The organism is Micromonospora sp. NBC_01740 (genome assembly GCF_035920365.1).
GTDB lineage: Bacteria > Actinomycetota > Actinomycetes > Mycobacteriales > Micromonosporaceae > Micromonospora > Micromonospora reichwaldensis.
Genome location: NZ_CP109150.1, coordinates 5,185,021 through 5,207,670, shown reverse-complemented (window position 1 = coordinate 5,207,670; position 22,650 = coordinate 5,185,021). Strand labels below are relative to the sequence as shown.

Below are 22,650 nucleotides of genomic sequence, written 5' to 3'. Positions count from 1 at the left end.
TGGACGACTTCCAGGAAGTGGACGGCACGGGGCCGTCGGTCAGAGCGTGGCCGCCGCCATGTGGCGCCGGCGGCGGGCCAGGACCAGGGCACCGCCCGCGGCGGAGCCGAGCAGGGCGCCGCCGGCCGCCAACGCGCCGGTCCCGTCGGTGCCGCCGCGCCCGCCGGCCTGGGCCCCGCCGATCGGGGTGACGGTGAACGTGGCGCTGCCGGCCGCGCTGCCGTCGCCGCAGGTCGCGGTCACGGTGTAGGTGCCCAGGGTGAAGCCGGCGGTGAAGAGTTCGGCGCTCAGCCCGCCGCCGGCCGCCGCGGTGGTGGACCGGACGTTCTGGTCGCGGTCGGGGCCGGTGACGCGGAAGATCGCGTCGCCGGACTTCGGGTTGCAGGTCGTCGCGGTGAGCACGACCGTCCCGCCGACCGGCGTGGTGGCCGGTGACACGACGGTGTCGGCCAGCGCCGCGCCGGGGAGCAGGAGCGTGCCGAGACCCACGCCGAGCGCCGCCGATACGAGAACTGTCTTTGCCTTCATACGCGTCTTCCCTCACTTTTCGTCCGCTGACTGCGTGGGACGTCGTTCGGGTGGCCAACTCCGTGACTAGCACCGGTGTGACCAACCCTAGGAGGGTTGGGACCCCGATCCGGTGAAAATGAGAAATCCTCGTTGCCGTCACGTGTCCACCCGGGAGGCGGAGGGAGCAGCGGAAATGCCGGCACGGCCCACCCGCGAGGGTTGGCCGTGCCGATGTCACCGGGGGTCGTGCTGTCGCGGCTGGGCCGTCCCGGCCCCTCTCGTGAACGGTGCCCCGCGGCGGGCGCGTACGCGCCCGGCCCGCCGCGGTGGTCCGGTCCTGGCCGGTTTGCTCCGGGCAGGACGCGCCGCCGTTCCGGTCGCCCGGCAGCGGGTCCGCCGGTGCCGGCCGCGTGCCGCGACGAGGTGCTCAGCCCTGCGCGGTGGCGCTCTCGGGGCGCGGCTCGGGCAGCGGCTCCCCGGTCTCCAGCAGCGACTTGAGGCTGGCCAGCAGCTCCGGCCAGCCGCCACCGCCGTCGAGTTGACCGCTGACGGCCCGGTACATCTCGCTGCCCGGGGAGAAGTCCTCGTGGGTGACGGTCAACTTGACGAACTCGCCGTACGGGGCGATGTCGAAGGTGACCCGGGACCTCCGCTCGCCGAGCCGGGCCGCCAACTCCTCGTCGGACCAGCCGAAGTGCGCGGCGTGCTCCGGTTGGAAGCCGTGCCAGCTGTAGGAGAGCCGGCGGAACGGCTCGGCGACCAGGACGCGCTGGCCGAGGTCGCGGAACTCGCCGCCCGGCTCGTCCTGCCACAGCACGGGGGAGCCGACCCGCCAGTCGGAGCGCAGCGCGACGCCGCCCCAGTAGCGGCGGGTGAACGCCGGCTCGGTCAGCGCGGCCCAGAGCCTCTCGGGGGTGGTGTTGACGTAGGTGGTGTAGACGAAGGTGGGACTGTCCATCGGCTCCCGCTCCAGCGCTGTCCGTAGGTCGGCGAGTGCGCGCACCCGCTCGCGGTCGTAACGGTCGATCCATCGTTCGGCGACGGCGTTGATCGGGACGGGGTTGAGGTAGTGCAGCTTCTCCCGGCCGCGTCGCACGGTGGTCACCAGGTTGGCCGCCGAAAGCACCGCCAGGTGCTTGCTGACCGACTGCCGGGTCATGTCGAGCCCGGCGCACAGCTCGCGCAGGCTCTGCCCGTCGCGCCGGTTGAGGTCGTCGAGGAGCCGGCGCCGACTCGCGTCGGCCAGCGCCCGGAACACGTCGTCCACCCTGCCCACCTCGCACACGCAGCCGTCCGGCTGCCTGTCAGATTAGGCAACCGGACGACTGCATGTCCAGCATGTCGCCGCATCCACCCGTCAGGGGGCGGCGGGGGCGGTCAGGCCGGGCGACCGGCGTCGTCGTGCAGCAGCCCCACCAGCGCGGAGAGGCCCTCCTTGCCGTGGCCCCGGGCGACCGCCTCGTCCAGCAGGTCACGTACCGGGCGCATCAGCCCGGCGTCGACCCCCAGGTCCCGGCAGGCTGCCAGCAGGTTGCCGAAGCTGGCGGCCTGCATCCCCAGGGAGGACCCGTCGGCGTCGTGCTCGCCCGAGTCGACGGCCGCCGCCATGGCGGGCAGCTCCCCGAGCATGGCGGTCAGCCACCCCGGTCACCATCGGCGCGAACTGGCCCGCCGGCGTGCCGGCCGCGCGGATCATCGCCGTGGCGTGCAGGAATCCACCGAACATGCCGTACATGGCGGCGAGCAGGGCCAGGTCGTGCACGGCCGCCCGACCGGGGTCGGCGCCGAGCCAGTGGACGTCGCCGAACACCGCGAGGGTGTCCCGCCAGTCGAGGAAGGCGTCCTCCGCGCCGCTGTAGAGCACGAACGCGCCGGGCTGGCCGATCATGAACGGAACGGCCATGATGGCGCCGTCGACGTACCTGGCACCCCGCGATCGACGTCGTGGGCGGCAAGTGGAAGGCGCTGATCCTGTGGGAGCTGGACGGGGGCCCCCGCCGCTTCGCCGAGGTGCGCCGGGGGATCACCGGGATCAGCGAGAAGATGCTGATCCAGCAACTGCGCGAGATGGAGGCGTACGGCCTCGTGCACCGTGAGGTCTACCGGCAGGTCCCGCCCAAGGTGGAATACTCGCTGACCGACTTCGGCCGGTCCCTCAACGAGGCGCTGATGCCACTCGGCGACTGGGGCGAACGGAACATGGCGACCATCGGGGCCATCCCCCGGGACTGACCGGCCGGCGCGAATCCGCGTGCCCCGGCGGCTGCCCGGCGCATAGGGTCGCGCGGTGACGGAGATCAGGACCGAACGGCTGCTGCTGCGCGACTGGCGGGAGTCCGACCTCTCGCCGTGGGCCGCGATGAACGCCGATCCGGAGGTGCGCGAGCACCTCGGCCCGCTGCTCACCGCCGAGCAGGCCGCCGCCTCGGCGCGCTCGTTCCAGGCCGACCTCGACCGGCTCGGCTACGGCTTCTGGGCCGTCGAGGTCCGCGCCGGCGGCGCGTTCGTCGGCTTCGCCGGCCTGGACCGGGTCGACGAGGGTGTGCCGGTCACCGGCGTGGAGGCGGGCTGGCGGCTCGCCCGCTCCGCCTGGGGTCACGGCTACGCCACCGAGGCGGCCCGGGCCGTCCTGCGGTACGGCTTCGACACCGTCGGGCTGCCGGAGATCCTGGCCATCACCACCGCGACCAACCTGCGCTCGCAGGCGGTGATGCGTCGCCTGGGCATGACCACCGATCCGGCCGACGACTTCGACGACCCGGAGGTCGACTCCGGTCCGCTGCGCCGGCAGGTCGTCTACCGCAAGCGGGCCGGGGAGCGCTCAGCGTCGGGCGGCAGGCCCCGGTCGGCCGGCCGCTGATCACCAGCGCGTCGCTGGCCGGCGGCGCCGCTCAGGGCCGGGCCGCCGTTCGCTCCGGCGCCCCCGGAACTGCCGGTCGACGACGGCCAGCAGGGCGGCGTGCGTCTCCGCGTCCGCCGCCACGATGAGACCGCCCACGCCGGTGTGCGGGGGCTGCCCCCGCAGCCCGGTCACCACGCACCCGGCCGCCTGACACAGGGCGATACCGCCGGCGAAGTGCACGCTGTCGCGGAGGTCCCCGTCGGTGACGTACGCGGCCCGTCGACCGGCGGCGACCCACGCGACGGCCAGCGTGGTGGAGAGCACCCGTGGCCCGAACCGCGCGGCGAACTCCGCGTCCGCGAGCATCCCGGTCGCCCGGAACGCGGGGGCGTTCGGGAACGGCGGGTCGAGGTTGACGTCCACCAGCCGGGAGCTGGCCGACGGCGCGAGGGGCTCGTCGACGCCGTCGCGACGGATCTGGGCCGCCCTGCCGTCCCCGAACCAGAACACCTCCCCGGCGAACGGGTCGGCGACCGCGGCGGCGGTGACCTCCGGACCGGTACGCAGCGCCACGTTCACCGCGACCAGCGGGGTGCGCGCCGCGTAGTTCAGCGTGCCGCACAGCGGGTCGACCAGCCAGGTCCGGTCGGCCGACCGGGAACCGGTGTGCCCGCTCTCCTCGCCCAGCACGGCGTCGTGCGGCCGGGCGCGGCGCAGCACGTCGAGGACGGCCCGCTCCGACTCGAGGTCGGCGGCGGTGGCGAAGTCACCGGGCGACTTGTCGAACCGTTCCAGCGGCCCGCCGAACCGGGCCCGGACGACAGCCGCGCCCGCCTCCGCCGCGACGACGGCCAGTTCCGGGTCGGTGAGGATCATGGCCGAACGGTAGCCGAGGCCGGCGGAATCGGCGGCGCGCCCGGTGCTCAGCCGCGAGGGTCGGGATCGGTCACCCAGCCGGCGAGCAGCACCAGCCCGGTGGGCCGGTGCACGGCGAGGAAGCCGAAGGGCCGGTCGACGTCGAAACGTACCCGCCGCCTGCGGGCGGTGAGCCGCGGGCGGGCGGAACCCGCCCGCGTGGCGACGGCGGTGACCACGGCGGCGCGGAAACCCGTCGCGCTGAAGGTGGCCGTGGCGCTCTGCCGCGCCTGCGAGACCGCCAGGAGCCGGGAGATGCCGGGGAAGTGGTCGCCGTCGCCGGCCGCGGTGGACAGGCCGAACAGCGCGGCCCGCTCCAGCAGGTCGTGGTCGGCGGAGGCGGTGAAGGCCACGGTGCGGACGAGCAGTTCCGGCCGGTCGTCGAGGGCGTCGACGACCTGCTCGTCGACGCCGGGGCCGGCGGCGATCGGCAGCGCGGCCGGCGCCTCGAGCGCGCCGACGGCGGCCGGCAGCACCTCCGCCGCCCCGTGCTGCGGCGCGCCCAGGGCGAGCACCACGTCGACGTCCTCGGCGCCCCGCACGGTCAGCAGGCTGAGCGGGCCGGCGGGGGTGTCGGCGGCCCGCAGCGCGTCGAGGTCGTAGCTCGTCCGGCTCAGCCCGGCGAGCCGGCGACCGTGCCACGGCCCGGCGGACGGCTGGCACCAGGCGTCGCGGAACGGCGCGGCCCACTCGGTGCGCAGCGACAGCGCGCTGGCCAGCACCATCGCGGTCGCCGGGGTGACCCGCACCGGCATCCGGGGGACCAGGCCGTCGGTGTGGGTCGCGGCCCACCCGTCGAGGGCCTGCTGGTCGTGCGCCGGATCGCCGGTCAGCTCCCCGCGCATGGCCGCCGGCACCTCCCGCACCCACCGGTCGGCCAGCGGCAGGTCCCGCCGCGCCCAGGCGGCGAGCGCGAGCCGGGTGGTGGGGGAGCGGTCCAGGTCGAACCGGGCCGGTTCCGGCGCGACCGCGAGCAGTTCGTCGCGGACCGGACCGGTCGCGTAGCGGGCGAGCAGCGCCAGCAGCGGATAGACGCCGGCGCCGGAGACGACCGTCTGCCCGGCGTCCACCGTGGACGCCCAACGGGCGGTGAGCGCGTTGGCGGCGGTGATGCTCATCGGCGGGCGTCCTCCCGGTTGCACGGTGGCCGTCGCCCGGGGGCGACCGCTGGCACCCTACCGCCGCCCGGCGACCGCCCGATGCCCCCGACCCGGGCCGGTCGGTGCCCGGGCGTCCGGGCCGGTGTGGCAGCGTGGGCGGCGTGAACACCTCCGCGCCGCTGGACGTCGACCTGGCGCTGGTCGGCGGCGGCGGCGCCGCGTCGCTGGTCCTCGCGGCCCTGGACCGGCACGGCGTGCGGGACCTCCGGGTCGCCGTCGTCGACCCCGTCCACCGTCGCGGCCAGGACCGGACCTGGGCCTTCTGGGACCGCCCCGGCAGCGACCTGGACCCGATGCTGGCCGCGAGCTGGGACCAGGTCGAGGTGGCGATGCCCGACGGCCGCCGCGTGCTCGACCTGGCCCCCCTGCGGTACGCCATGCTGCGCTCCGGCCCGGTCTACGCCCGGGCTGCCGAGGCCGAGCGGCGGCTGGGCGTGCGGCGGATCGTCGCGCCCGTCGACGCCCTGCACGACGACGGGGAGCACGTCACGGTATGCGCCGGCGGCGGCGACGGGCCGGCCGTCCGCGCGACCTGGGTGCTGGACTCCCGGCCCCGGCCGCCCCGGCGACCCGGGCGCACCAACTGGCTCCAGCACTTCCGGGGCTGGTGGCTGGAGTCCGCCGTGCCGGTCTTCGACCCGGCCCGCGCCGTCCTGATGGACTTCCGCACCCCGCAGCCCGCCCGGGGCGTGTCGTTCGGGTACGTCCTGCCGGTCAGCGACCGGTACGCCCTGGTGGAGTACACCGAGTTCGGCCCCGACCTGCTCACCGACGCCGGTTACGACGCGGCGCTGGCCGGCTACCGGGACCTGCTCGGCCTCGACCCGGCCCGGCTGCGGGTCCGGGAGGTGGAGAACGGGGTGATCCCGATGACCGACGGCCCGTTCGAGGCCCGGCCCTCGCCCCGGGTGGTCCGACTCGGCACGGCCGGCGGGGCCACCCGACCCTCCACCGGCTTCACGTTCTCCGCCATGCACCGCCAGGCCGAGCAGGTCGCCCGGGCCCTCGCGGCCGGCCGCCCGCCGGTGCCCGCTGCCGCGTACCCCCGTCGGCACCGCTGGATGGACGCGGTCGCGCTCCGGGCGCTGGACGCCGGCGGCGTCGGCGGGCCCGACTTCTTCGGCCGGCTCTTCGACCGCAATCCCGCCGAGCGGGTGCTGCGGTTCCTCGACGGCGCGACCACCCCGGCGGAGGAGGTGGCGCTGATGGGCACCACCCGGCTGCGGCCGATGGTCGCCGCCACCGCCAAGGACGCCGTGGCCCGGCTCCGCGACCGCGTCGACCCGACCCGGCGGGCGGCGACCTGGACGGTCCCGCGACCGGTGGTCGGCGACCGGGCCGACGCCGACGGCTGAGCCGCCTCAGGCGGCGCAGTGGAAGGTCGGGAAGGTCGTCCACGCCGCGCCGCCGCCCGACGGCGGGGGAGGCCGTGCGGATTCGGTAGGTTGCCGGCATGGTGGACGAGACGGCCGGCAGGGTCGTGCAGATCTGGACCGACGGGGCGTGCAGCGGCAACCCCGGCCCCGGCGGGTGGGGCGTGGTGCTGCGCTACGGCGCGCACGAGCGGGAACTGTGCGGCGGCGAGGCGACCCCGACCACCAACAACCGGATGGAGCTGATGGCGGCCATCCAGGCCCTGGAGAGCCTGACCCGGTCGGTCACCGTCGAGCTGCACACCGACAGCACGTACGTGCGCAACGGCATCACCAGCTGGCTGGCCTCGTGGAAGCGTAACGGCTGGCGGACCGCCGCGAAGCAGCCGGTCAAGAACGCCGACCTGTGGCAGCGGTTGGAGGCCGCGTGCGCCCGGCACGAGGTCACCTGGCTGTGGGTGAAGGGGCACAACGGCCACCCGGAGAACGAGCGCGCCGACGCGCTGGCCAACCGGGGCATGACCGAGGCCCGCGCGTCGGCGGTGCCCGCCGGCCGCTGATCGGACCGGCGGGCGGGCCGGCGCTCAGGTCACTCGGTGCGGCTCGGGTCGGTGGTGCCGGAGACGGCGTCCACGTCGTAGCCGGCGCGGCTGACCTCCCGGGCCGACCGCCGGTCCTCGGCGGGCAGGTCGGCGAAGTCGTCGCCGGTGTCGTCGGTGCTGCGCAGGGACTCGCCCGGCGGACGCAGCGACGCCTGCATGGCGGTGGCGCCGTCCGGCTCGTCGGTGGCGGCCCGGTCGGTACGGTTCTGATCGGTCATGCCGCTCTCCTGCCCCCGTGGCCTGCCCGCAAACGTGCCCCGCGCCGGCGCTCAGCGAGCCGCGTCCGGGTGGCCTGCCCGCAAACGTGACCCGCGCCGGTGCTCAGCGAGCCGCGTCCGGGTGGCCCGGCATGCCGGAGCCGCCGCTGGAACTGCCCGACGCGCCGCCCGCCATGCCCGACCCGTCGTCCTCGGTGACGATGTCGGGCTTCGTCGTCGTGTCGTCCGGCGCCGGGACGTCGGTGTCTGCCTCGACCTGCACCAGCCGGGCCTGGCCGGCCTCGTCCTCGGCGTGCGCCGGATCGACCGGCAGCTCCCCGTCGCGCGCCCGATACCCCACCACTGCCTCCCCGTGCCGTCGCACCGCCGCGTTCCGCCGATGCCGTGTCCGCCCCCGGCTACCCGAAGCCCTCCACCCAAAACCCGCCCGCCTCCGACCCCCGCGCCGCGCCTCGTCTGCCCCGTCCCGCGCTGCCCGCCCGGCGGGGCGATCATGCAGTCGTGGTGCCCGTTATGGCCGGGTTGCCGCCGGTATGCGCAGCATCACAACTGCATGATCGCGAAGAGCGAGAGGTGGGGTGGGAGTGCGGGCGGGAGGTGTCGGACCAGGGAGCCGGAGGGGTGAGGATGCAGGGGAAGAGCGGGGTGGGAGGGGAGGCGGGGGTGGGGTCAGCGGGGGCGTGATGGGCGGGTGGTGCGGGCGGGGGAGCGGGGTGCGCGGGGCAGCGGGGTGAGCGACAGTGGTGACCAGTGCCCGGGGCGCGTCCGGGCGGGCGGCAGGGCGGTGTGCCGGTCGCCCCGGGCCGCGTCGAGCTGGGACTGGTGCAGGAACAGGGCGCCGGAGAGGTCCGCGCCGCGCAGGTCGGCCCCGCGCAGGTCGGCGCCGGTGAGGTCGGCCAGGCCGAGGTCGACGCCGCGCAGGTCGGCGCCGATCAGCAGCGCCCCGCGCAGGTTCGCCCGGCGCAGGTCGGTCCGGCGCAGGTCGACGCCGAACAGGTGGGCGCCCCGCCGGTCCACGCCGGGCCGGCCGCCCCGGGCCCGGGCCGCGTCCCCGGCGCGGGACAGCAGCGGGTTGACCCGCCCCCGGTACGCGTCCACGTCGAGACCCAGCAGCGTGTCGGCGGGCTCCCGGGTCAGCCGCCCGGTCTCGTCGAGCGCGACGGACAACTCGTCGCGCAGCGGCTGCGGCGGGCGCGTCGCGAGCGCCTCGGTCAGGTACCAGAGCAGCTCGTGCAGGGGCCGCATCACCGCGAACGTGTCGAACATGCGCGCTGCGGTCTCCGGCGCGTCGCGCCAGTCCCGCCCGCCGAAGGTGACCTGGGCCACCCGCTGCCCGGCGCCGAAGCAGTCGAAGACGGTGCAGCCGGGGAAACCCCGGTCGCGCAGGTCGGCGTGGATGCCGCACCGCGAGTCGGCCCGCAGGTTGGGGCAGGGCTGCCCGGCGGGCTTGTCGATGGCGAAGTCGGCGGACGCGGCGAAGGCCGGCGCGACGCAGCAGAGCCCGAAGCACCGGGCGCAGTCGCCGCGCAGCCCGTCCGCCGGCGACGTCGCCCCGGGAGTTTCCGACACGCTGACCGTTCTCCTGCCGATCGGGGGATCCCGCCGGCGGCCTCGCGGGCGGAGGCCCCCATTGTCCCGCCGCCGCGACGGTCACCGGGCCCCGGGGTGCCGAGCTGTGCGCCCGGCGGGCGGTGCCGCGCCGGGGTGCCGAGCTGTGCGCGCCCGGCGGGCGGGGCCGTGCCGGGGCGTCCCGGCACGGCGGCGCCTCACCCCCGCACCGAGCGCCAGTCGTGCGACTCCAACGAGTTGGCCTGCGGGCCCATCATCAGCATGCCGCCGTCCACCGGCCAGGACGCGCCGGTGACGTACGCGGCGGCGGGCGAGGCGAGCAGCGCGACCACGGCGGCCACCTCCCGCGCGTCGCCGGGCCGCCCGACCGGCACCCCGGGCCGCTCCTCGGTGAACGGGTCGACGTCCTCCTGGCCGGTCATCGGGGTGGCGATCTCGCCCGGGGCGACCGCGTTGACGGTGATCCCGTCCGCCGCGAGCTCCTGCGCCATCACCTTCGTCAGCAGGCCGAGCCCGCCCTTGGCGGCGCAGTACGCGGCCGAGCCGACCCGGGGCGCGTGCTCGTGCACGCTGGTGATGTTGACGATCCGTCCGCCCAGCCCCGCGGCCCGCATCCGCCGCGCCGCCCGCTGCCCGCACAGGAACGGCCCGTCGAGGTCGACGGAGAGCACCTCGCGCCACTGCTCCCAGCCGGTGTCGACGAAGGGCGTGGACGCCCCGGTGCCGGCGTTGTTGACGAGCACACCGAGACCGCCGAGCCGGTCGGCCAGCTCGTCGACGACCGCGTCGGCGCCCGGCAGCCGGGTCAGGTCCAGCTCGGCGACCTCGCAGCGCCGGCCGGCGGCGCGTACCTCGGCGGCGGTCCGCTCGGCGCCGTCGGCGTCGCGGTGCCAGGTGACGCCGACGTCGAAGCCGGCCTCCGCGAGGGCGACGGCGCAGGCCCGGCCGATGCCGGAGTCCGCGCCGGTGACGATGGCGATCCTCGGGTAGTTCTCGTAACGCGATGGCATGCCGGCGCACTACCCACTCCGCGCGGATGCAACCCCGCACTCGATCCCGTCGCTACCGGGGGTTGTCTGCGTCGATGCGCTCTGTCATCCTCCAGCGTGGACGCTGCCAGCGACGGTCGCCTATCCGTGGGTTCGCGCTGAGGTGGCGCCGTCATCTGCCGGAGGGACCTCGTGAAGCGCAGACGTCGTCATCTGCTCGCAGGACTGGCGGTCGGTGCCCTGGTGGCGTCGACCGGTCTCATCGGAATCCACTTCGCCGGCGCCGAGGTGCCGACCCCCGTCGCGGCCGCCGGCGACGGGGAGATGCCGGGCGCGCTCGGCGCCCACATGGAGCGGCTGCGCCAGGCCGTGCCGGGCAGCGACGGCATGTCGCCGGACGGGCCCGGCAACGCCGCGCAGCAGGAGTTCCTGGAGCGCGCGTACCCGACCGACACGATCAGCATCGCCCAGGTCGACCGCTCCAAGTCGGCGTACGCCGCCGCCGAGCGGCGCGCCGGCGGCACCCGAGGCTGGACGAACATCGGCCCCAGCGAGGCCCTCTACCCGTTCACCGAGTTCCGCAACGCCGGCAACTACGTGCCGAACGCGTACGTCGCGGGCGGCCGGGTCACCTCCATCGACATCGCCCCGGACTGCAACGCCCTGCTCTGCCGGGCGTACGTCACGCCGGCTGGCGGCGGCGTCTGGGGCACCCTGAACGTCCTCGCCGCCGAGCCGAAGTGGTTCTACCTGGGCGGGCCGCTCGGCATCAACGCGGCCGGCTCGGTCAAGATTGACCGCAACGACAAGACGGGGCTGACCATCTACGTCGGCACCGGCGAGGCCAACACCTGCGCCTCCGGCTGCGTCGCCGGCGTCGGGCTCTACAAGTCCACCAACGGCGGCGTCACCTGGAAGGGCCCGCTGGGCAAGGACGCTCTCGCCGGCAAGGGCATCGGCGAGATCACCGTCAAGCCCGGCGACCCGAAGACGCTCTACGTCGCCACCACCACCGCCCTGCGCGGCATGTCAGGCTCCTGCTGCACGGGCGTCACCCGGCCCGTGCCCGACGCCGCGAAGTGGGGCCTCTACAAGTCCACCGACGGCGGCGCGAACTGGAAGTTCATCCACAACGGCTCGGCCGTCGCCACCCAGTGCACCGGCAGCGCCGCCGAATACGGCAACACCGCCACCTGCTCGCCGCGCGGCGTGCGCTACGTCAAGCTCGACCCGCGCGACGCGAACACCGTCTACGCCTCCTCGTACGCCCGGGGGGTCTGGCGCTCGACGGACGCCGGCGCCACCTGGACGCAGATCAAGCCCTCGCTCAACCCGGCGGTCTTCCAGACCCGGGCCGCGATCGACGTGACCGCCCTGCCGAACGGAAAGACCCGCATGTACGTCTACGAGGGCAACCTCGGCAACCCGTACTCGCGGCTGTTCCGCAGCGACGACGTGGCCGGCGGCGTCCCTGCGTTCGCGGACCTGAGCAGCGCCAACCCGGCCGACCCGGGCTACGCCACCTACAACCAGTGCACCGGCCAGTGCTGGTACGACGTGTTCGTGCACACTCCGGCCGGGCACCCGGACATCGTCTACACCGGCGGTTCGTACGTCTACGGCGAGACCGTCGCCCACAAGCGGGCCGTGGTGCTCTCCACCGACGCCGGCGTCAGCGGCACCGACATGACCTTCGACGGCACCGACGAGCTGCACCCCAACGGCCTGCACCCCGACCAGCACGCCCTGGTCACCAACCCGCGCAACCCGTACCAGTTCTTAGAGGCCAACGACGGCGGCGTGATGCGCTCCAGCGGCCAGTTCGTGGACCGGTCGGCCTGGTGCGACAACCCGGACCGCAACCTGACCACGCAGGCGCAGAAGGACCGCTGCCGGCAGATGCTGTCGAAGATCCCGTCGAAGCTGGACGGCATCAACAAGGGCATGAACACGTTGCAGTTCATCAGCCTCTCGGCCAGCCCGCACGACCATCGGCTGCTCCAGGGTGGCACCCAGGACAACGGCACCTGGGAGAACAAGGGCGAGCGCCGGCGCTGGGTCAACACGATGATCGGTGACGGTGGCGCGTCCGGCTTCGACGTCGGCAGGCCGGAGTTCCGCTTCCACACCTTCTACGACGCCTCGCCCGAGGTGAACTTCAACAACGGTGACGTGGGCAGCTGGATCTCGATCTCCGACCCGGTCTTCGGGCACCCGGGCACCCTGTTCTACGCCCCGGTGACCACCGACCCGAAGGTCAGCGGGACGATCTTCGCCGGCACCTCGCGCACCGTCTACCGGACGAAGACGTTCGGGCTGGGCGACCGGAGCCTGGCCGAGGCCGACCGGATCTGCAACACCTGGACCGGCACCTTCGAGGCGCAGTGCGGCGACTTCGCGCCGCTGGGCACGGTCAACCTGACCGACGCCGCGTGGGGCGACCGGGCCGGCGGGGCCGTCTCGGTCGTCGAGCGCGTCGCCTCCGACTCGTCCACGGCGTACGCGGCCACCAGCACCGGCCGGGTGTTCGTGTCCCGCAACGTCGACGCCGAGCCGGCGTCGGCGGTCACCTGGACGCGCATCGACACCGCCGCCACGCCGAACCGCTTCGTCACGAGCGTCCACGTCGACCCGGCCGACCCGGCGCGGGCGTGGGTCTCCTACAGCGGCTTCAACTCGAACACCCCGGCCACCCTCGGGCACGCGTTCGAGGTGCGGCTGGCGGGCGCGGGCGCGACCTGGACCGACCGGTCGTACGACTTCGGCGACCAGCCGATCACCGACCTGGTCCGCGACGACGTGACCGGCACCCTCTACGCTGCCACCGACTTCGGTGTGCTGCGGCTGGCCAAGGGCGCCACGACCTGGGTGAAGGCGGCCCGGGGCATGCCGAACGTGGAGGTCGCCGGGCTGACCGTCGTGCCGGGCAAGCGGGTGCTCTACGCCGCCTCGCACGGCCTCGGCGCCTGGCAGCTCACGCTCTGAGGCAGGAGACCATCGGCGACGACCCGGTGCGGGGCCGCGTGCGCGGCCCCGCACCGCTGCCCGGGGCGGCCGGGCGTGCCTGGCGGACCCTCGGCGCGGCCTTCGTCCTGCTCGTCTTCGTCCCACCGTTGCTGCTGCTGGTCTCCGGTTCGCTCACCGAGCCGGGCCTGCCGCCGCCGCCCACCCCGCAGTTCGTGCCGGAGCCGGTCTCCACCACCGGCTACCGGCAGGCCGTCGAACTGGGCGGGCTGCTGCGCGCCTCGCTCAACTCGGTCCTGGTCGCGGTCGTCGCCGTGCCGCTGAGTGTGCTCGTCGCCTCCCTGGCGGGCTTCGCGCTGACCCGGATCGCCCCGCGCGTCACCGGCGTCGTCGTGGCGGCCTCCCTGGTGGCGCTGATGGTGCCGGCCACGGCGCTGCTCGTGCCCCGCTTCGCGATCTTCCGGATGCTCGGCCTGACCGACACCCTGGTGCCGCTGGTCGCCCCGGCGCTGCTGGGCACCTCGCCGCTCTACGTCCTGGTCTATCACCTGGCGTTCCGGGCGCTGCCGACCGATCTCTACGACGCCTGCCTGGTGGCGGACCTGTCGCCGCTGCGCACGTGGTGGCGGGTCGCCCTGCCGCTGGTGCGCCCGGTCACCGCCGGCCTCACCGCGCTGACCTTCGTGCTCACCTGGTCGAACTTCCTCGACCCGCTGGTCTACGTCTACGACCGCGACCTGTTCACCCTGCCGCTGGCGCTGCGCTCCCTGTCGGTGCTGGACCCGACGAACTTCCCGGTGTTCCTGGCGGGCGCGGTGCTGGCCACGGTGCCGGCACTGGCCGTCTTCGTGCTCGCCCAGCGGCGCTTCCTCCACCACGACGACCCGACGGGACAAGACTGACGATGCGACCGACGACGCGACCGAAGGCGCTGCTCGCGCTGCTGCTCACCGCTGTGCTGGCCGCCACCGGGTGCGGCTCCGGCGCCGGGTCGTCCGCCGACGGGCCGGTGCGGCTGCTGGTCTTCGGCGCCCCCGAGGAACTCGCCGCCTACCGCACCCTCGTCGAGGCGTACGAGAAGGCACGCCCCGGCTCCGACGTGCAGCTCGTCGAGGCCAGCGACCGCAAGGACCTGCTGGCCCGGCTCGCCACCTCGGTGGCCGGCGGCGCCCCGCCCGATCTGTTCCTGATGAACTACCGCTTCTACGGCCAGTTCGCCGCCAAGGACGTCATCGAGCCGCTGGACGACCGGCTGGCTGCCTCCGCAGCCGTCGACCCGGCCGACTACTACCCGGTGGCCTGGAACGCCTTCCGGTGGCAGGGCCGGCAGCTCTGCCTGCCGCAGAACGTCTCCAGCCTGGCCGTCTACTACAACCGCACCCTGTTCGCGAAGCACGGCGTGCCGGAGCCGAGGGTCGGCTGGACCTGGAACGACCTGGTCGCCACCGCGACCGCGATGACCCGCGACTCGCGGGGCGTGGTGGTCAGGGCCACCGAGAGCGAGGGCGCGGCGCTGCGCCCGGCCGTGCACGGCCTCGGCGTCGAGCCGTCGATCATCCGGCTCGCCCCGTTCGTCTGGTCCGGCGGCGGCGAGATCGTCGACGACCCGGCGAAACCGACCCGGCTGACCCTGGACACCCCGGCCGCCCGGGAGGCGCTGAAGAACCTCGTGGACCTGCGGCTGGCGTACGGGGTGGTGCCCACCGACGAGGAGGTGGAGGCCGAGGACGACGAGTCGCGCTTCGCCAACGGCCGGCTCGCCATGCTGATGAGCTCCCGCCGCTCCACCACCACGTTCCGCTCGATCACCGGCTTCGAGTGGGACGTCGCGCCGCTGCCCGTCTACAAGGAGCAGGTCGGGGTGCTGCACTCCGACGCGTACTGCATGACCCGGGGCGCGAAGCACAAGGACGCCGCGTGGCGGTTCCTGGAGTTCGCCATCGCCGAGGAGGGGCAGCGGATCATCGCGGCCACCGGCCGTACCGTCCCGTCGCACATCGGGGTGTCGCAGTCCCCGGCGTTCCTCGGCCCCTCCCAGCCGCCGCGCAGCGCCAAGGTCTTCCTCGACGCGATCCCCACCGTCCGGGCGTTGCCGACCGTCTCCACCTGGCCGGAGATCGAGGACGTCACCTACGGCATCCTGGAGAACGCCATGCACCGGGGCGACCGGCTCGACGACGTGATCCGCGACCTCGACCGGCAGACCCGGCCGATCTTCGCCCGCGGGGAGCACGGGTGAGCGATCCGGGTCTCGCCCTGGCCGGCGTCTCGGCCGCGTACCGGGGGGCGACCGTGCTGCACGAGGTGGACCTGGCCGCCGCCCGGGGCGAGCTGCTGGTGGTGCTCGGCCCGTCGGGGGCCGGTAAGTCGACGGTGCTGCGGGTCGTCGCCGGCCTGGAGCCGGTCACCGCCGGGCGGGTCCGCATCGCCGGCCGGGACGTCACCGCCGAGCGCCCGGGCCGGCGCAACGTGTCGATGGTCTTCCAGTCGTACGCGCTCTTCCCGCACCTGAGCGTCGCGGAGAACATCGCCTTCGGCCTGGAGGTACGCGACACGCCCCGCGCGGCGGCCCGCGAACGCGCGCGGGCGGCGGCGGAGACCGTCGGTTGCGCCGGGCTGCTGGACCGGCGGCCCGGGCAGCTCTCCGGCGGCGAACGGCAGCGGGTGGCGCTGGCCCGGGCGCTGGTGCGCGAGCCGGACGTGTTCCTGCTCGACGAGCCGCTGTCCAACCTCGACCAGGCGCTGCGGGTGCAGATGCGCGCCGAGCTGCGGGCCCTGCACGACCGGCTGGGCGCGACGATGGTGCACGTCACCCACGACCAGACCGAGGCGCTGGTGCTCGCCGACCGGATCGCCGTGCTGCGCGACGGGCGCATCGAGCAGGTCGGCACCCCCGACGAGATCTGGCGCACCCCGGCCACCACCTTCGTCGCCCGCTTCGTCGGTTCCCCGGCGATGAACCTGCTCCCGGCCGACGGTCCGCTGCGCCCCGACGGCGCCCCCGCCCCGGGGGCGGACCACGACGGGATGGAGCTCGGCTTCCGGCCCGAGGCGGTCGTCCTGGGCGCGACCGACGGCGCGCCGGCCACCGTCGACCGGGTCGAGGTGGTGGGCGAGGACGCGTACGCGTACCTGAGGCTCGCCGGCGGGCACCCCGTCGTCGCCCGGGTGCCCGCCGCCCGCCGGCCCGGCAGGGGCGCGCCGGTACGCGTCGGCGTGCGCTGGGCCGACGTGCACGTCTTCCACGCCGGCTCCGGCCGCCGGTACGCCCCGTGACGACGACGGACCGCCGCTCGCGCCGGCAGTTGGCGCTGATGCTGGCGCCGTACCTGGTGGGGCTGGTCGGACTGGTGCTGCTGCCCGCCGCGGTCACCCTGGCGCTGGCCTTCACCGAGTACGACCTGCTGCGCCCGCCCCGCTGGGTGGGACTGGACAACTTCGTCGCGCTGCTGGACGACCCGGTGTTCCGGGTGTCGCTGACGAACTCGCTGGTCTTCGCGCTGGTGGCCGTACCGCTGCGGGTGCTCTTCGCCCTCGGCCTGGCGCTGCTGCTGCACCGCCGCGCGGTCGGCGTCGGCGGCGCCCGCACCGCGGCGGTGCTGCCGACCGCGGTGCCGGAGATCGCCTACGGGCTGCTCTGGCTCTGGCTGCTCAACCCCGTCTACGGGCCGATCAACCAGCTGCTGCGCACGGGCGGGGAGAACGGCCTGACCGCGCTGGGACGCACCCCGCCGCAGTGGCTCACCGACCCCACCGACGCCCGCGCGGCGATCGTCGGAATGAGCCTGTTCACCATCGGCGAGACCTTCGTGGTGCTGCTGGCCGCCCGCCGCGCGCTGCCCCGCGACGTCTACGAGATGGCGGCGATCGAGGACGCCACCGGCTGGGACGTGTTCCGCCGGGTCACGCTGCCGCTGATGGCACCCGTGCTGGGGCTGCTGGCGGTGCGCGACGCCATCCAGAGCCTGCACTTCTCCTTCGTGCCGGCCTTCGTGGTGACCGACGGCGGCCCACCCCCGTACGCCACCACCTACCTGTCGCTCTTCGTCTACCGCACCGGCTTCGAGTACCTGCGCTACGGCTACGCCGCCGCCGCGACCCTGGTGATGATCCTGCTGACCGTGGCGGCGGTGCTGGTGCAGTGGCGGCTGATCCGCCGCTACCGCGCGTTCTACCGGGTATGACCTCGCGATGTTCGGCGGCTGCGCGTCCCGCCGCAGGCCGTCGGTCAGCAGGGCCACGTCCGGCCATCCGGCTAGACCACCATGTCCCGACGCCGGTAGTCCGCCACGCCGACCGCCACGGCCGCACCAGCGAGCACGATCATGACGGCCGTGGCGGGCCAGTCCGGCGTCGCCTGGGGCACGGCCGCGAGATGGGCGTACGGTGAGAGCCAGCTCACCCAGCCCGCCGCCCCGGTGCTGTCCGCGATGACCTTGAGGAGGAACCCGCCGGCGGCCGGCACCATGCCCAGTACCGCCACGCCGTGGGGCGCCCGGCCCAGGACGAGGACCGCGGCTCCGAGGCTGAGCAGCGCCACCGGCAGGACGTTCCAGGTCCCGGCGACCGCGGCGCGCAGCGGCAGATCCGCGCCGACCAGGATCGCGCCGAGCCACGTCGCCACTCCGGCGACGGTGACGAGCACCGCAGCGCCGACCGCGGTGGTGCCCACCTCGGCGGTGAGCAGCCGGGCGCGCGGGACCGTCCCGGCGTGGAGGAGGGCCAGGCGCCCGTCGGTCTCCGCGGCGGCGAACGCGGCGACCCGGACGGCGGTGAAGGCGCCGACCGGTACGGCGAGCAGTGCGAACAGGGTGGCGGCGCATCCACGGACGGTGCCGAGGCCGGCGAAGCCCGCCTGCGCGGCAAGGTCGGCGAAGTGGGGGTTGTCGGCGAGAAAGTCGGTCAGGGAGACCGTGAGCACGCCGATCAGCAGGAAGTACGCGCCGACGCCGGACGACCAGCCGACGAGTGTCCGCAGGATCCGCCGGACGGCGAAGGTCTCCACCGAGCTGAGCAGCCGCAGCCGGGGCGGCCGGCCGGCGGCGGGGGAGAGCAGTCCGTCGCGGACGTCCCGCCGGCCGGCCAGGGTGAGCGCACCGGCGGACAGGACGACCGTGGCGAGTGCGAGCACGATCAGGGGCGACGTCCGATCGTCCTGATAGGGGCGGGTCAGCGCCAGCGGCCCGTACGGCGGCAGCCAGCGCAGCCAGCCGAGCGGGGCGACGCCGTCACCGACCATGCGGGCGAGCAGCCCGAGGCCGAGGAACACCAGCGTGGCCCCGCTCGCGGCGGCCCGCGTGGGGAAGACCTGCGCGGCGAGGGCCGACGCCGCGACGGCCACCGTGGCGGCCAGCGCCAGACCGGCGGCGTGCAGGGCCGCTCCGCGGGCCGGGGTGCCGATCGCGACGAGCGCCACGGCGAGCGTGGCCCCGGTCAGGGTCGTCGCGGCCGCCAGCACCGCGAGGTGCCGGCCGAGCACCGCCGCCGGCCCCAGCCGACCGGCGAGCAGGAGGTCCCACCGGCCTGCCGCCTCCTCGCCGCGGGTGACGCGGGTGGTCGCGAGCAGACCCCAGACCGACAGCACGACGGCAAGTACGGTGCCGGTCCGCCAGACGGTGAAGCCTCCTGCGGTGTCGAGGGCGACCGGTTCGCCGAACAGCGTGCGGATCGCGGGATTGCGGGCCAGGGCGGCGAGCGCGTCCGCGTCGAGACCGTCTCCGACGGTCGTGGCGTAGGTCGCGGCGACCAGCGTCGACATGCCGACCGTCACGGCGAGCACGACCAGTGCGCCGCGGCGTACCTGGCGTACGGCCAGGCGGGTGACGGCCCGCCCAGCGGCGGTGCCCGCGGTGCGGCCGGCCACTCTCAGGGCGGCGGCGGTCATCGGGCGGTCTCGCCGTAGTAGTCGAGGAAGATCTCCTCGAGGCTCGGCTCCCGGACGGTGAGGGCGGTGACGTCGGCGGCGGCGAGGGCGCGTAGTGCTGGCGCGGGCGGCCCGGTGAGGGAGAAGCTGAGCGTCCCGCCGTCCTGAGCGACGATGTCGACTCCCATCACACCGGACAGGTCGGGTACGGGGCCGGTGAAGCGGGCCGTCACCTCGGTGCGGTGCAGGCGACGCAGGTCGCCGACGGTAGCGACCTCGACGAGGCGGCCGGCGCGCAGGATCGCCACCCGGTCGCAGACCGCCTCCACCTCCGCCAGTTGGTGGGAGCAGAGGAATGTGGTCTGGCCGCGGTCCCGGGCGACCGAGACGGCACGGCGGAACTCCCGCTCCATCAACGGGTCCAGCCCGCTGGTCGGCTCGTCGAGGACCAGCAGCGGCGCACGGGTGGCGAACGCGGCGACGAGCGCGATCTTCTGCCGGTTGCCGGTCGAGTAGGTGCGGGCCGGTTTGGACAGGTCGAGGGCGAACCTCTCCACGAGGTCGTCGCGGTAGGCGCGGTCGATGCCGGGTCCGGTGGCGGCGAGCAGTTCGAGGGTCTCCGCGCCGGTGAGCTGCGGCCACAGCGCCACGTCGGCCGGCACGTACGCCAGCAGGCGATGGGCGGCGACGTCACCGGCGTCGGCGTCGAAGACCCAAGCCCGACCGGCGGTGGGCCGGGCGAGGCCCAGCAGCAGCCGGATGGTGGTGGACTTCCCGGCGCCGTTCGGGCCGAGGAACCCGAACACCTCCCCGGCCGGCACGGTCAGCTCCAGCCCGTCGAGGGCGAGCACCTTTCCGTAGCGCTTGGTCAGGTCTTGCGTGCGAACGGCGGGTGTGGCCATGGGATGCCTCCGGTCGACGACGTGTCACGACTGCCGACCAGGCTTCCCGGCGCACCGTCCTCAGCGTACTGCGCCGCGTCACGCGTGGGAACGGTGCGGTTTATCCGGCGCCGGCGAAGCGATCCACGTTGTCGACGTCGGTTCCGATGGCCACGACCGCGCGGTGGGAGTCGGCGAGCCGAGCTGCCGTAGCGCCTCGATGTCCGTGGAGTCGGCGGTGGTGACGTGGGACAGCCGGCCGGACATGGACCGGACGTCCCCTGGGTCGGCTGCCGATGCCCAGCACCTCGGTGTCCGGCTCGTCGGTTCGAGGGCCAGGGCGCTTCCGAAGCGGCCCAACCCGATGACCACCACCGGTTCGGTCTGCGGCTCAGCCAACGATCGTCCTCTCCCCGGGCATTTTGAAACGGTGGGTCCGTTCCCGCAGCGCCGGCGCCGCCAGCGTCAGCGGGCCGATCCGCCCGGCGACATCAGCAGGATCAGCAGCAGGGGACGGCCGGCCCGGGAGGCGCGGGTACATCCGGTGCGTCGGCGTGCGGACCGCCGGTATGATCGCCGGGATCTGTGGAGCGCCGGGAAGTCTGGTCGGCACCGTGATGACCCGTGCCCTCGGAAGGCCTCCCCGTGCTGCTGCTGTCTTTCGCCGCCGTCCTGCTGGCTGCCGTGCTCGTGTCGGCGCTGGCCCACCGCACCATCCTGTCCACGGCGGTGCTGTTCCTGGCCGCCGGTTTCCTGTTGGGTGAAGACACCGGCGGCGTGCTGCACCTGCGGGCCGACTCGCCGATCGTGGCCGAGCTGGCGGAGCTGGCCCTGTTCGCCGTGCTGTTCACCGACGGCATGCGGGTGGGCTGGGCCGACCTGCGCTCGGCGTGGCGGTTGCCCGGACGGGCGTTGGGCTGGGGCCTGCCGCTGACCCTGTTGGTGACGGCAGTGCTGGCCCACTACGTGGCCGGTCTGGACTGGCCGGAGGCGCTGCTGGTCGGGGCCGTCCTCGCCCCGACCGATCCGGTGTTCGCCGCTGCGCTGGTCGGCAACGAGAAGGTGCCGGCGCGGTTGCGGCACCTGCTCAACGTGGAGTCCGGCGTCAACGACGGCCTGGCCCTGCCGTTCGTGGTGGTGCTCCTGGCGGTGGCGGCCGGCTCGGACGACCTGCACCTGGGGGAGTTGGTTGGTGAGCTGGCGATCGGACTGCTGATCGGGGTGCTGGTACCGCTGCTGGCGATCGCGTTGGAACGGACGCGCTGGTTCGCCGCGTCGACGGCGTACGCCCCGTTGAACGGGATGGCGATCGGCCTGCTGGTGCTGGCGCTGGGTAAGGCCACCCACGGCAACCTGTTCCTGGCCGCGTTCGCCGCCGGGATCACCGTGGCCACCTTCGGGCCGCGGCAGCGGGCGGCGTTCGAGCACTTCGGGGAGAACGTCGCCGAACTGTTGAAGCTGGCCGCACTGCTGGTGTTCGGGGCGCTGATCTCGGTGGAGTTTCTCGGGGAGATCTCCTGGACCGGCTGGGCGTTCGCCGTGCTGGCGATCGTGGTCGCCCGACCGGTCGCGTTGTGGGTCTCGTTCCTCGGCTCGGGACTGGGCCTGCGGGAACAGGCCGCCGCCATGTGGTTCGGGCCGAAGGGCTTCGCCTCGGTGGTCTACGGGCTGCTGGTGCTGGAGTCCGGTATCGCCGCCGGCGACGAGGTGTTCCACCTGGTCGCCCTGACGATCGTCATCTCGATCCTGGCGCACTCCTCGACCGACGTCGTGGTCGCCCGGGCGTTCGACGACGCCCGCGAGGCGCCGGCCTGGCACGGGGTGCTGCACCGGATCCGGCGGGCTCGGCGGTCGACGGTCCCGCCTTCGCGACGTGCCGACCAGGCGGCCGCCGGCCAGCCCACGCCTGCGGAGGGGCCAGGCGAGGACGGGACGGGGAGGAGGCATGGCGAGGACCGGCCATGAGCGGCAGGGCCCACCGGCCCCGCGCTACGGCGGCCCAGACCTGCCCCTGCCCCTGCCCGTGGCCGTGGCCGTGGCCGTGGCCGTCGAGCGGAACTGATCCGATATTTCCGCGCGCAAGTCGGCGCACCGTGCGATGATCGCGCGCTGCGCCGAGCATCCCCGGGAGGACGGCATGGAGTTCGACGTACGCCGGATCGGGCCGGAGTCGACAGCCGAGGCGGCCGACGTGCTCGCCGACGCCTTCGACGGGTACCCCTGGATGGCCTGGACGGTCGCCGCCGACCGGCACCGGGAGCGGCTGGGGGCGATGTTCGCCGGCACCGTCGCCGCCGTCGGACTGCCCTATGGCGACGTCTGGGCGGCGATGGACGCCGACGGCCGGCTGGCGGCGGTGGCGGTCTGGCTGCGCCCGGACCGGCCGGTGCCGGACGAGGTCTGGGCCGCCGTCGCGGCCCGCAACGCCGAACTTGCCGGCGACCGGCAGCCGGCGCTGCACGCCGCCGACGCCGCCTGCGCCTCCCTGCGGTCGGCCGAGCCGGCGTTCCTGCTCGCCACCGTCGGCGTGCGCCGGACCGCCCAGGGCCGAGGGCTGGGGGCCCGGGTGCTGCGGCCCGGCCTGGTTGAGGCCGACCGGGCCGGCCTGCCCGCCGTGTTGGAGACCTCGTCGGAGCCGAACGTGCGGTTCTACCGGCGGCTGGGCTTCTCGGTGACCGGCCAGGCCCGGGTGCCCGCCGGCGGGCCCGACGTCTGGGCGATGCGGCGGCCGGCGGCCGGCGAGCGGGTGTAAGGGCCGTCCGCT

23 protein-coding genes and 1 pseudogene are annotated in these 22,650 nt (G+C 74.7%); 11 read left to right on the top strand and 13 right to left on the bottom strand.

Annotated elements, in window-relative coordinates:
• Positions 1-39: 39 nt before the first annotated feature.
• From OG989_RS23170 to OG989_RS31970, 4 genes and pseudogenes are all read right to left on the bottom strand, one after another.
• Complete coding sequence (locus OG989_RS23170; protein ID WP_132239627.1) at positions 40-528, bottom strand: hypothetical protein; 489 nt, start codon at positions 526-528, stop codon at positions 40-42.
• Between the two features lie 409 nt (positions 529-937).
• The gene (locus OG989_RS23165) at positions 938-1,777 is read right to left on the bottom strand and encodes an ArsR/SmtB family transcription factor (RefSeq protein ID WP_327028425.1); all 840 of its coding nucleotides are present in this window, start codon (positions 1,775-1,777) and stop codon (positions 938-940) included.
• Positions 1,778-1,887: 110 nt separating this feature from the next.
• Positions 1,888-2,139, bottom strand: coding sequence for an imine reductase family protein (locus OG989_RS23160; protein WP_327028424.1), 252 nt, complete (start codon positions 2,137-2,139; stop codon positions 1,888-1,890).
• 25 nt (positions 2,140-2,164) lie between these two features.
• A pseudogene (locus tag OG989_RS31970) lies at positions 2,165-2,398 on the bottom strand (NAD(P)-dependent oxidoreductase); the annotation flags it as partial.
• Between the two features lie 56 nt (positions 2,399-2,454).
• On the opposite strand from OG989_RS31970, the gene OG989_RS23155 reads away from it, so the two are divergent.
• Together OG989_RS23155 and OG989_RS23150 are read left to right on the top strand one after the other, a co-directional pair.
• Positions 2,455-2,742, top strand: a complete 288-nt coding sequence (locus OG989_RS23155; protein ID WP_327028423.1) for a winged helix-turn-helix transcriptional regulator — start codon at positions 2,455-2,457, stop codon at positions 2,740-2,742.
• 55 nt (positions 2,743-2,797) lie between these two features.
• Entirely contained in the window at positions 2,798-3,370 is a 573-nt protein-coding gene (locus OG989_RS23150; RefSeq protein ID WP_327028422.1) for a GNAT family N-acetyltransferase, read from the top strand.
• On the opposite strand, the gene OG989_RS23145 is transcribed toward OG989_RS23150, so the two are convergent.
• Both OG989_RS23145 and OG989_RS23140 read right to left on the bottom strand, forming a co-directional pair.
• A complete protein-coding gene (locus tag OG989_RS23145; RefSeq protein ID WP_327028421.1) occupies positions 3,371-4,228 on the bottom strand; it encodes an inositol monophosphatase family protein in 858 nt (285 codons plus the stop codon). It lies immediately after the preceding gene.
• A 47-nt stretch (positions 4,229-4,275) separates the two neighbouring features.
• Positions 4,276-5,385 carry a serpin family protein gene (locus OG989_RS23140; protein ID WP_327028420.1) on the bottom strand — a complete coding sequence of 370 codons (1,110 nt, stop codon included), beginning with the start codon at positions 5,383-5,385 and terminating at the stop codon, positions 4,276-4,278.
• Positions 5,386-5,528: 143 nt separating this feature from the next.
• Here OG989_RS23140 and OG989_RS23135 point away from each other — a divergent pair, with 143 nt between their 5' ends.
• Both OG989_RS23135 and rnhA read left to right on the top strand, forming a co-directional pair.
• The gene (locus OG989_RS23135; protein WP_327028419.1) at positions 5,529-6,782 is read left to right on the top strand and encodes a lycopene cyclase family protein; all 1,254 of its coding nucleotides are present in this window, start codon (positions 5,529-5,531) and stop codon (positions 6,780-6,782) included.
• Between the two features lie 98 nt (positions 6,783-6,880).
• The gene (rnhA, locus tag OG989_RS23130) at positions 6,881-7,360 is read left to right on the top strand and encodes a ribonuclease HI (RefSeq protein ID WP_132239639.1); all 480 of its coding nucleotides are present in this window, start codon (positions 6,881-6,883) and stop codon (positions 7,358-7,360) included.
• A 29-nt stretch (positions 7,361-7,389) separates the two neighbouring features.
• Here rnhA and OG989_RS23125 read toward each other — a convergent pair whose 3' ends face one another.
• The 4 genes from OG989_RS23125 to OG989_RS23110 all read right to left on the bottom strand — a co-directional run bounded on the left by OG989_RS23125 (position 7,390) and on the right by OG989_RS23110 (position 10,199).
• Positions 7,390-7,620, bottom strand: coding sequence for a hypothetical protein (locus tag OG989_RS23125; RefSeq protein ID WP_121398427.1), 231 nt, complete (start codon positions 7,618-7,620; stop codon positions 7,390-7,392).
• Between the two features lie 103 nt (positions 7,621-7,723).
• The gene (locus OG989_RS23120; protein WP_151457037.1) at positions 7,724-7,960 is read right to left on the bottom strand and encodes a preprotein translocase YidC; all 237 of its coding nucleotides are present in this window, start codon (positions 7,958-7,960) and stop codon (positions 7,724-7,726) included.
• Positions 7,961-8,289: 329 nt separating this feature from the next.
• Positions 8,290-9,189 carry a pentapeptide repeat-containing protein gene (locus OG989_RS23115; protein WP_327028418.1) on the bottom strand — a complete coding sequence of 300 codons (900 nt, stop codon included), beginning with the start codon at positions 9,187-9,189 and terminating at the stop codon, positions 8,290-8,292.
• A 197-nt stretch (positions 9,190-9,386) separates the two neighbouring features.
• Positions 9,387-10,199: an SDR family oxidoreductase gene (locus OG989_RS23110; RefSeq protein ID WP_327028417.1), complete on the bottom strand. Its 813-nt coding sequence runs from the start codon at positions 10,197-10,199 to the stop codon at positions 9,387-9,389.
• A gap of 171 nt (positions 10,200-10,370) precedes the next feature.
• Here OG989_RS23110 and OG989_RS23105 point away from each other — a divergent pair, with 171 nt between their 5' ends.
• Genes OG989_RS23105 through OG989_RS23085 form a run of 5 tightly spaced genes read left to right on the top strand, consistent with a single transcriptional unit; the run spans position 10,371 to position 17,326 of the window.
• Positions 10,371-13,163, top strand: a complete 2,793-nt coding sequence (locus OG989_RS23105) for a sialidase family protein (RefSeq protein WP_327028416.1) — start codon at positions 10,371-10,373, stop codon at positions 13,161-13,163.
• Positions 13,164-13,189: 26 nt separating this feature from the next.
• Complete coding sequence (locus tag OG989_RS23100) at positions 13,190-14,044, top strand: carbohydrate ABC transporter permease (RefSeq protein ID WP_327028415.1); 855 nt, start codon at positions 13,190-13,192, stop codon at positions 14,042-14,044.
• 2 nt (positions 14,045-14,046) lie between these two features.
• A complete protein-coding gene (locus OG989_RS23095) occupies positions 14,047-15,381 on the top strand; it encodes an ABC transporter substrate-binding protein (protein WP_327028414.1) in 1,335 nt (444 codons plus the stop codon).
• Positions 15,378-16,418 (top strand): ABC transporter ATP-binding protein, encoded by a 1,041-nt coding sequence (locus OG989_RS23090; protein ID WP_327028413.1) that lies wholly within the window; start codon positions 15,378-15,380, stop codon positions 16,416-16,418. The genes OG989_RS23095 and OG989_RS23090 overlap by 4 nt, the downstream gene beginning before the upstream one ends.
• 38 nt (positions 16,419-16,456) lie before the next feature.
• Complete coding sequence (locus OG989_RS23085; protein WP_327031222.1) at positions 16,457-17,326, top strand: carbohydrate ABC transporter permease; 870 nt, start codon at positions 16,457-16,459, stop codon at positions 17,324-17,326.
• A 71-nt stretch (positions 17,327-17,397) separates the two neighbouring features.
• On the opposite strand, the gene OG989_RS23080 is transcribed toward OG989_RS23085, so the two are convergent.
• The 3 genes from OG989_RS23080 to OG989_RS31965 form a co-directional block, all read right to left on the bottom strand.
• Positions 17,398-19,026 (bottom strand): hypothetical protein, encoded by a 1,629-nt coding sequence (locus OG989_RS23080; protein WP_327028412.1) that lies wholly within the window; start codon positions 19,024-19,026, stop codon positions 17,398-17,400.
• The gene (locus OG989_RS23075) at positions 19,023-19,907 is read right to left on the bottom strand and encodes an ABC transporter ATP-binding protein (RefSeq protein ID WP_327028411.1); all 885 of its coding nucleotides are present in this window, start codon (positions 19,905-19,907) and stop codon (positions 19,023-19,025) included. Before OG989_RS23075 ends, OG989_RS23080 begins: the two co-directional genes overlap by 4 nt.
• A 78-nt stretch (positions 19,908-19,985) precedes the next feature.
• Positions 19,986-20,258: a hypothetical protein gene (locus OG989_RS31965; RefSeq protein ID WP_442791962.1), complete on the bottom strand. Its 273-nt coding sequence runs from the start codon at positions 20,256-20,258 to the stop codon at positions 19,986-19,988.
• A gap of 273 nt (positions 20,259-20,531) precedes the next feature.
• Between OG989_RS31965 and OG989_RS23070 the strand changes: the two genes are divergently transcribed.
• Both OG989_RS23070 and OG989_RS23065 read left to right on the top strand, forming a co-directional pair.
• Positions 20,532-21,851, top strand: a complete 1,320-nt coding sequence (locus tag OG989_RS23070; RefSeq protein WP_327028410.1) for a cation:proton antiporter — start codon at positions 20,532-20,534, stop codon at positions 21,849-21,851.
• Positions 21,852-21,984: 133 nt separating this feature from the next.
• Positions 21,985-22,638, top strand: a complete 654-nt coding sequence (locus tag OG989_RS23065) for a GNAT family N-acetyltransferase (RefSeq protein WP_327028409.1) — start codon at positions 21,985-21,987, stop codon at positions 22,636-22,638.
• The last annotated feature ends 12 nt before the right edge of the window (positions 22,639-22,650 follow it).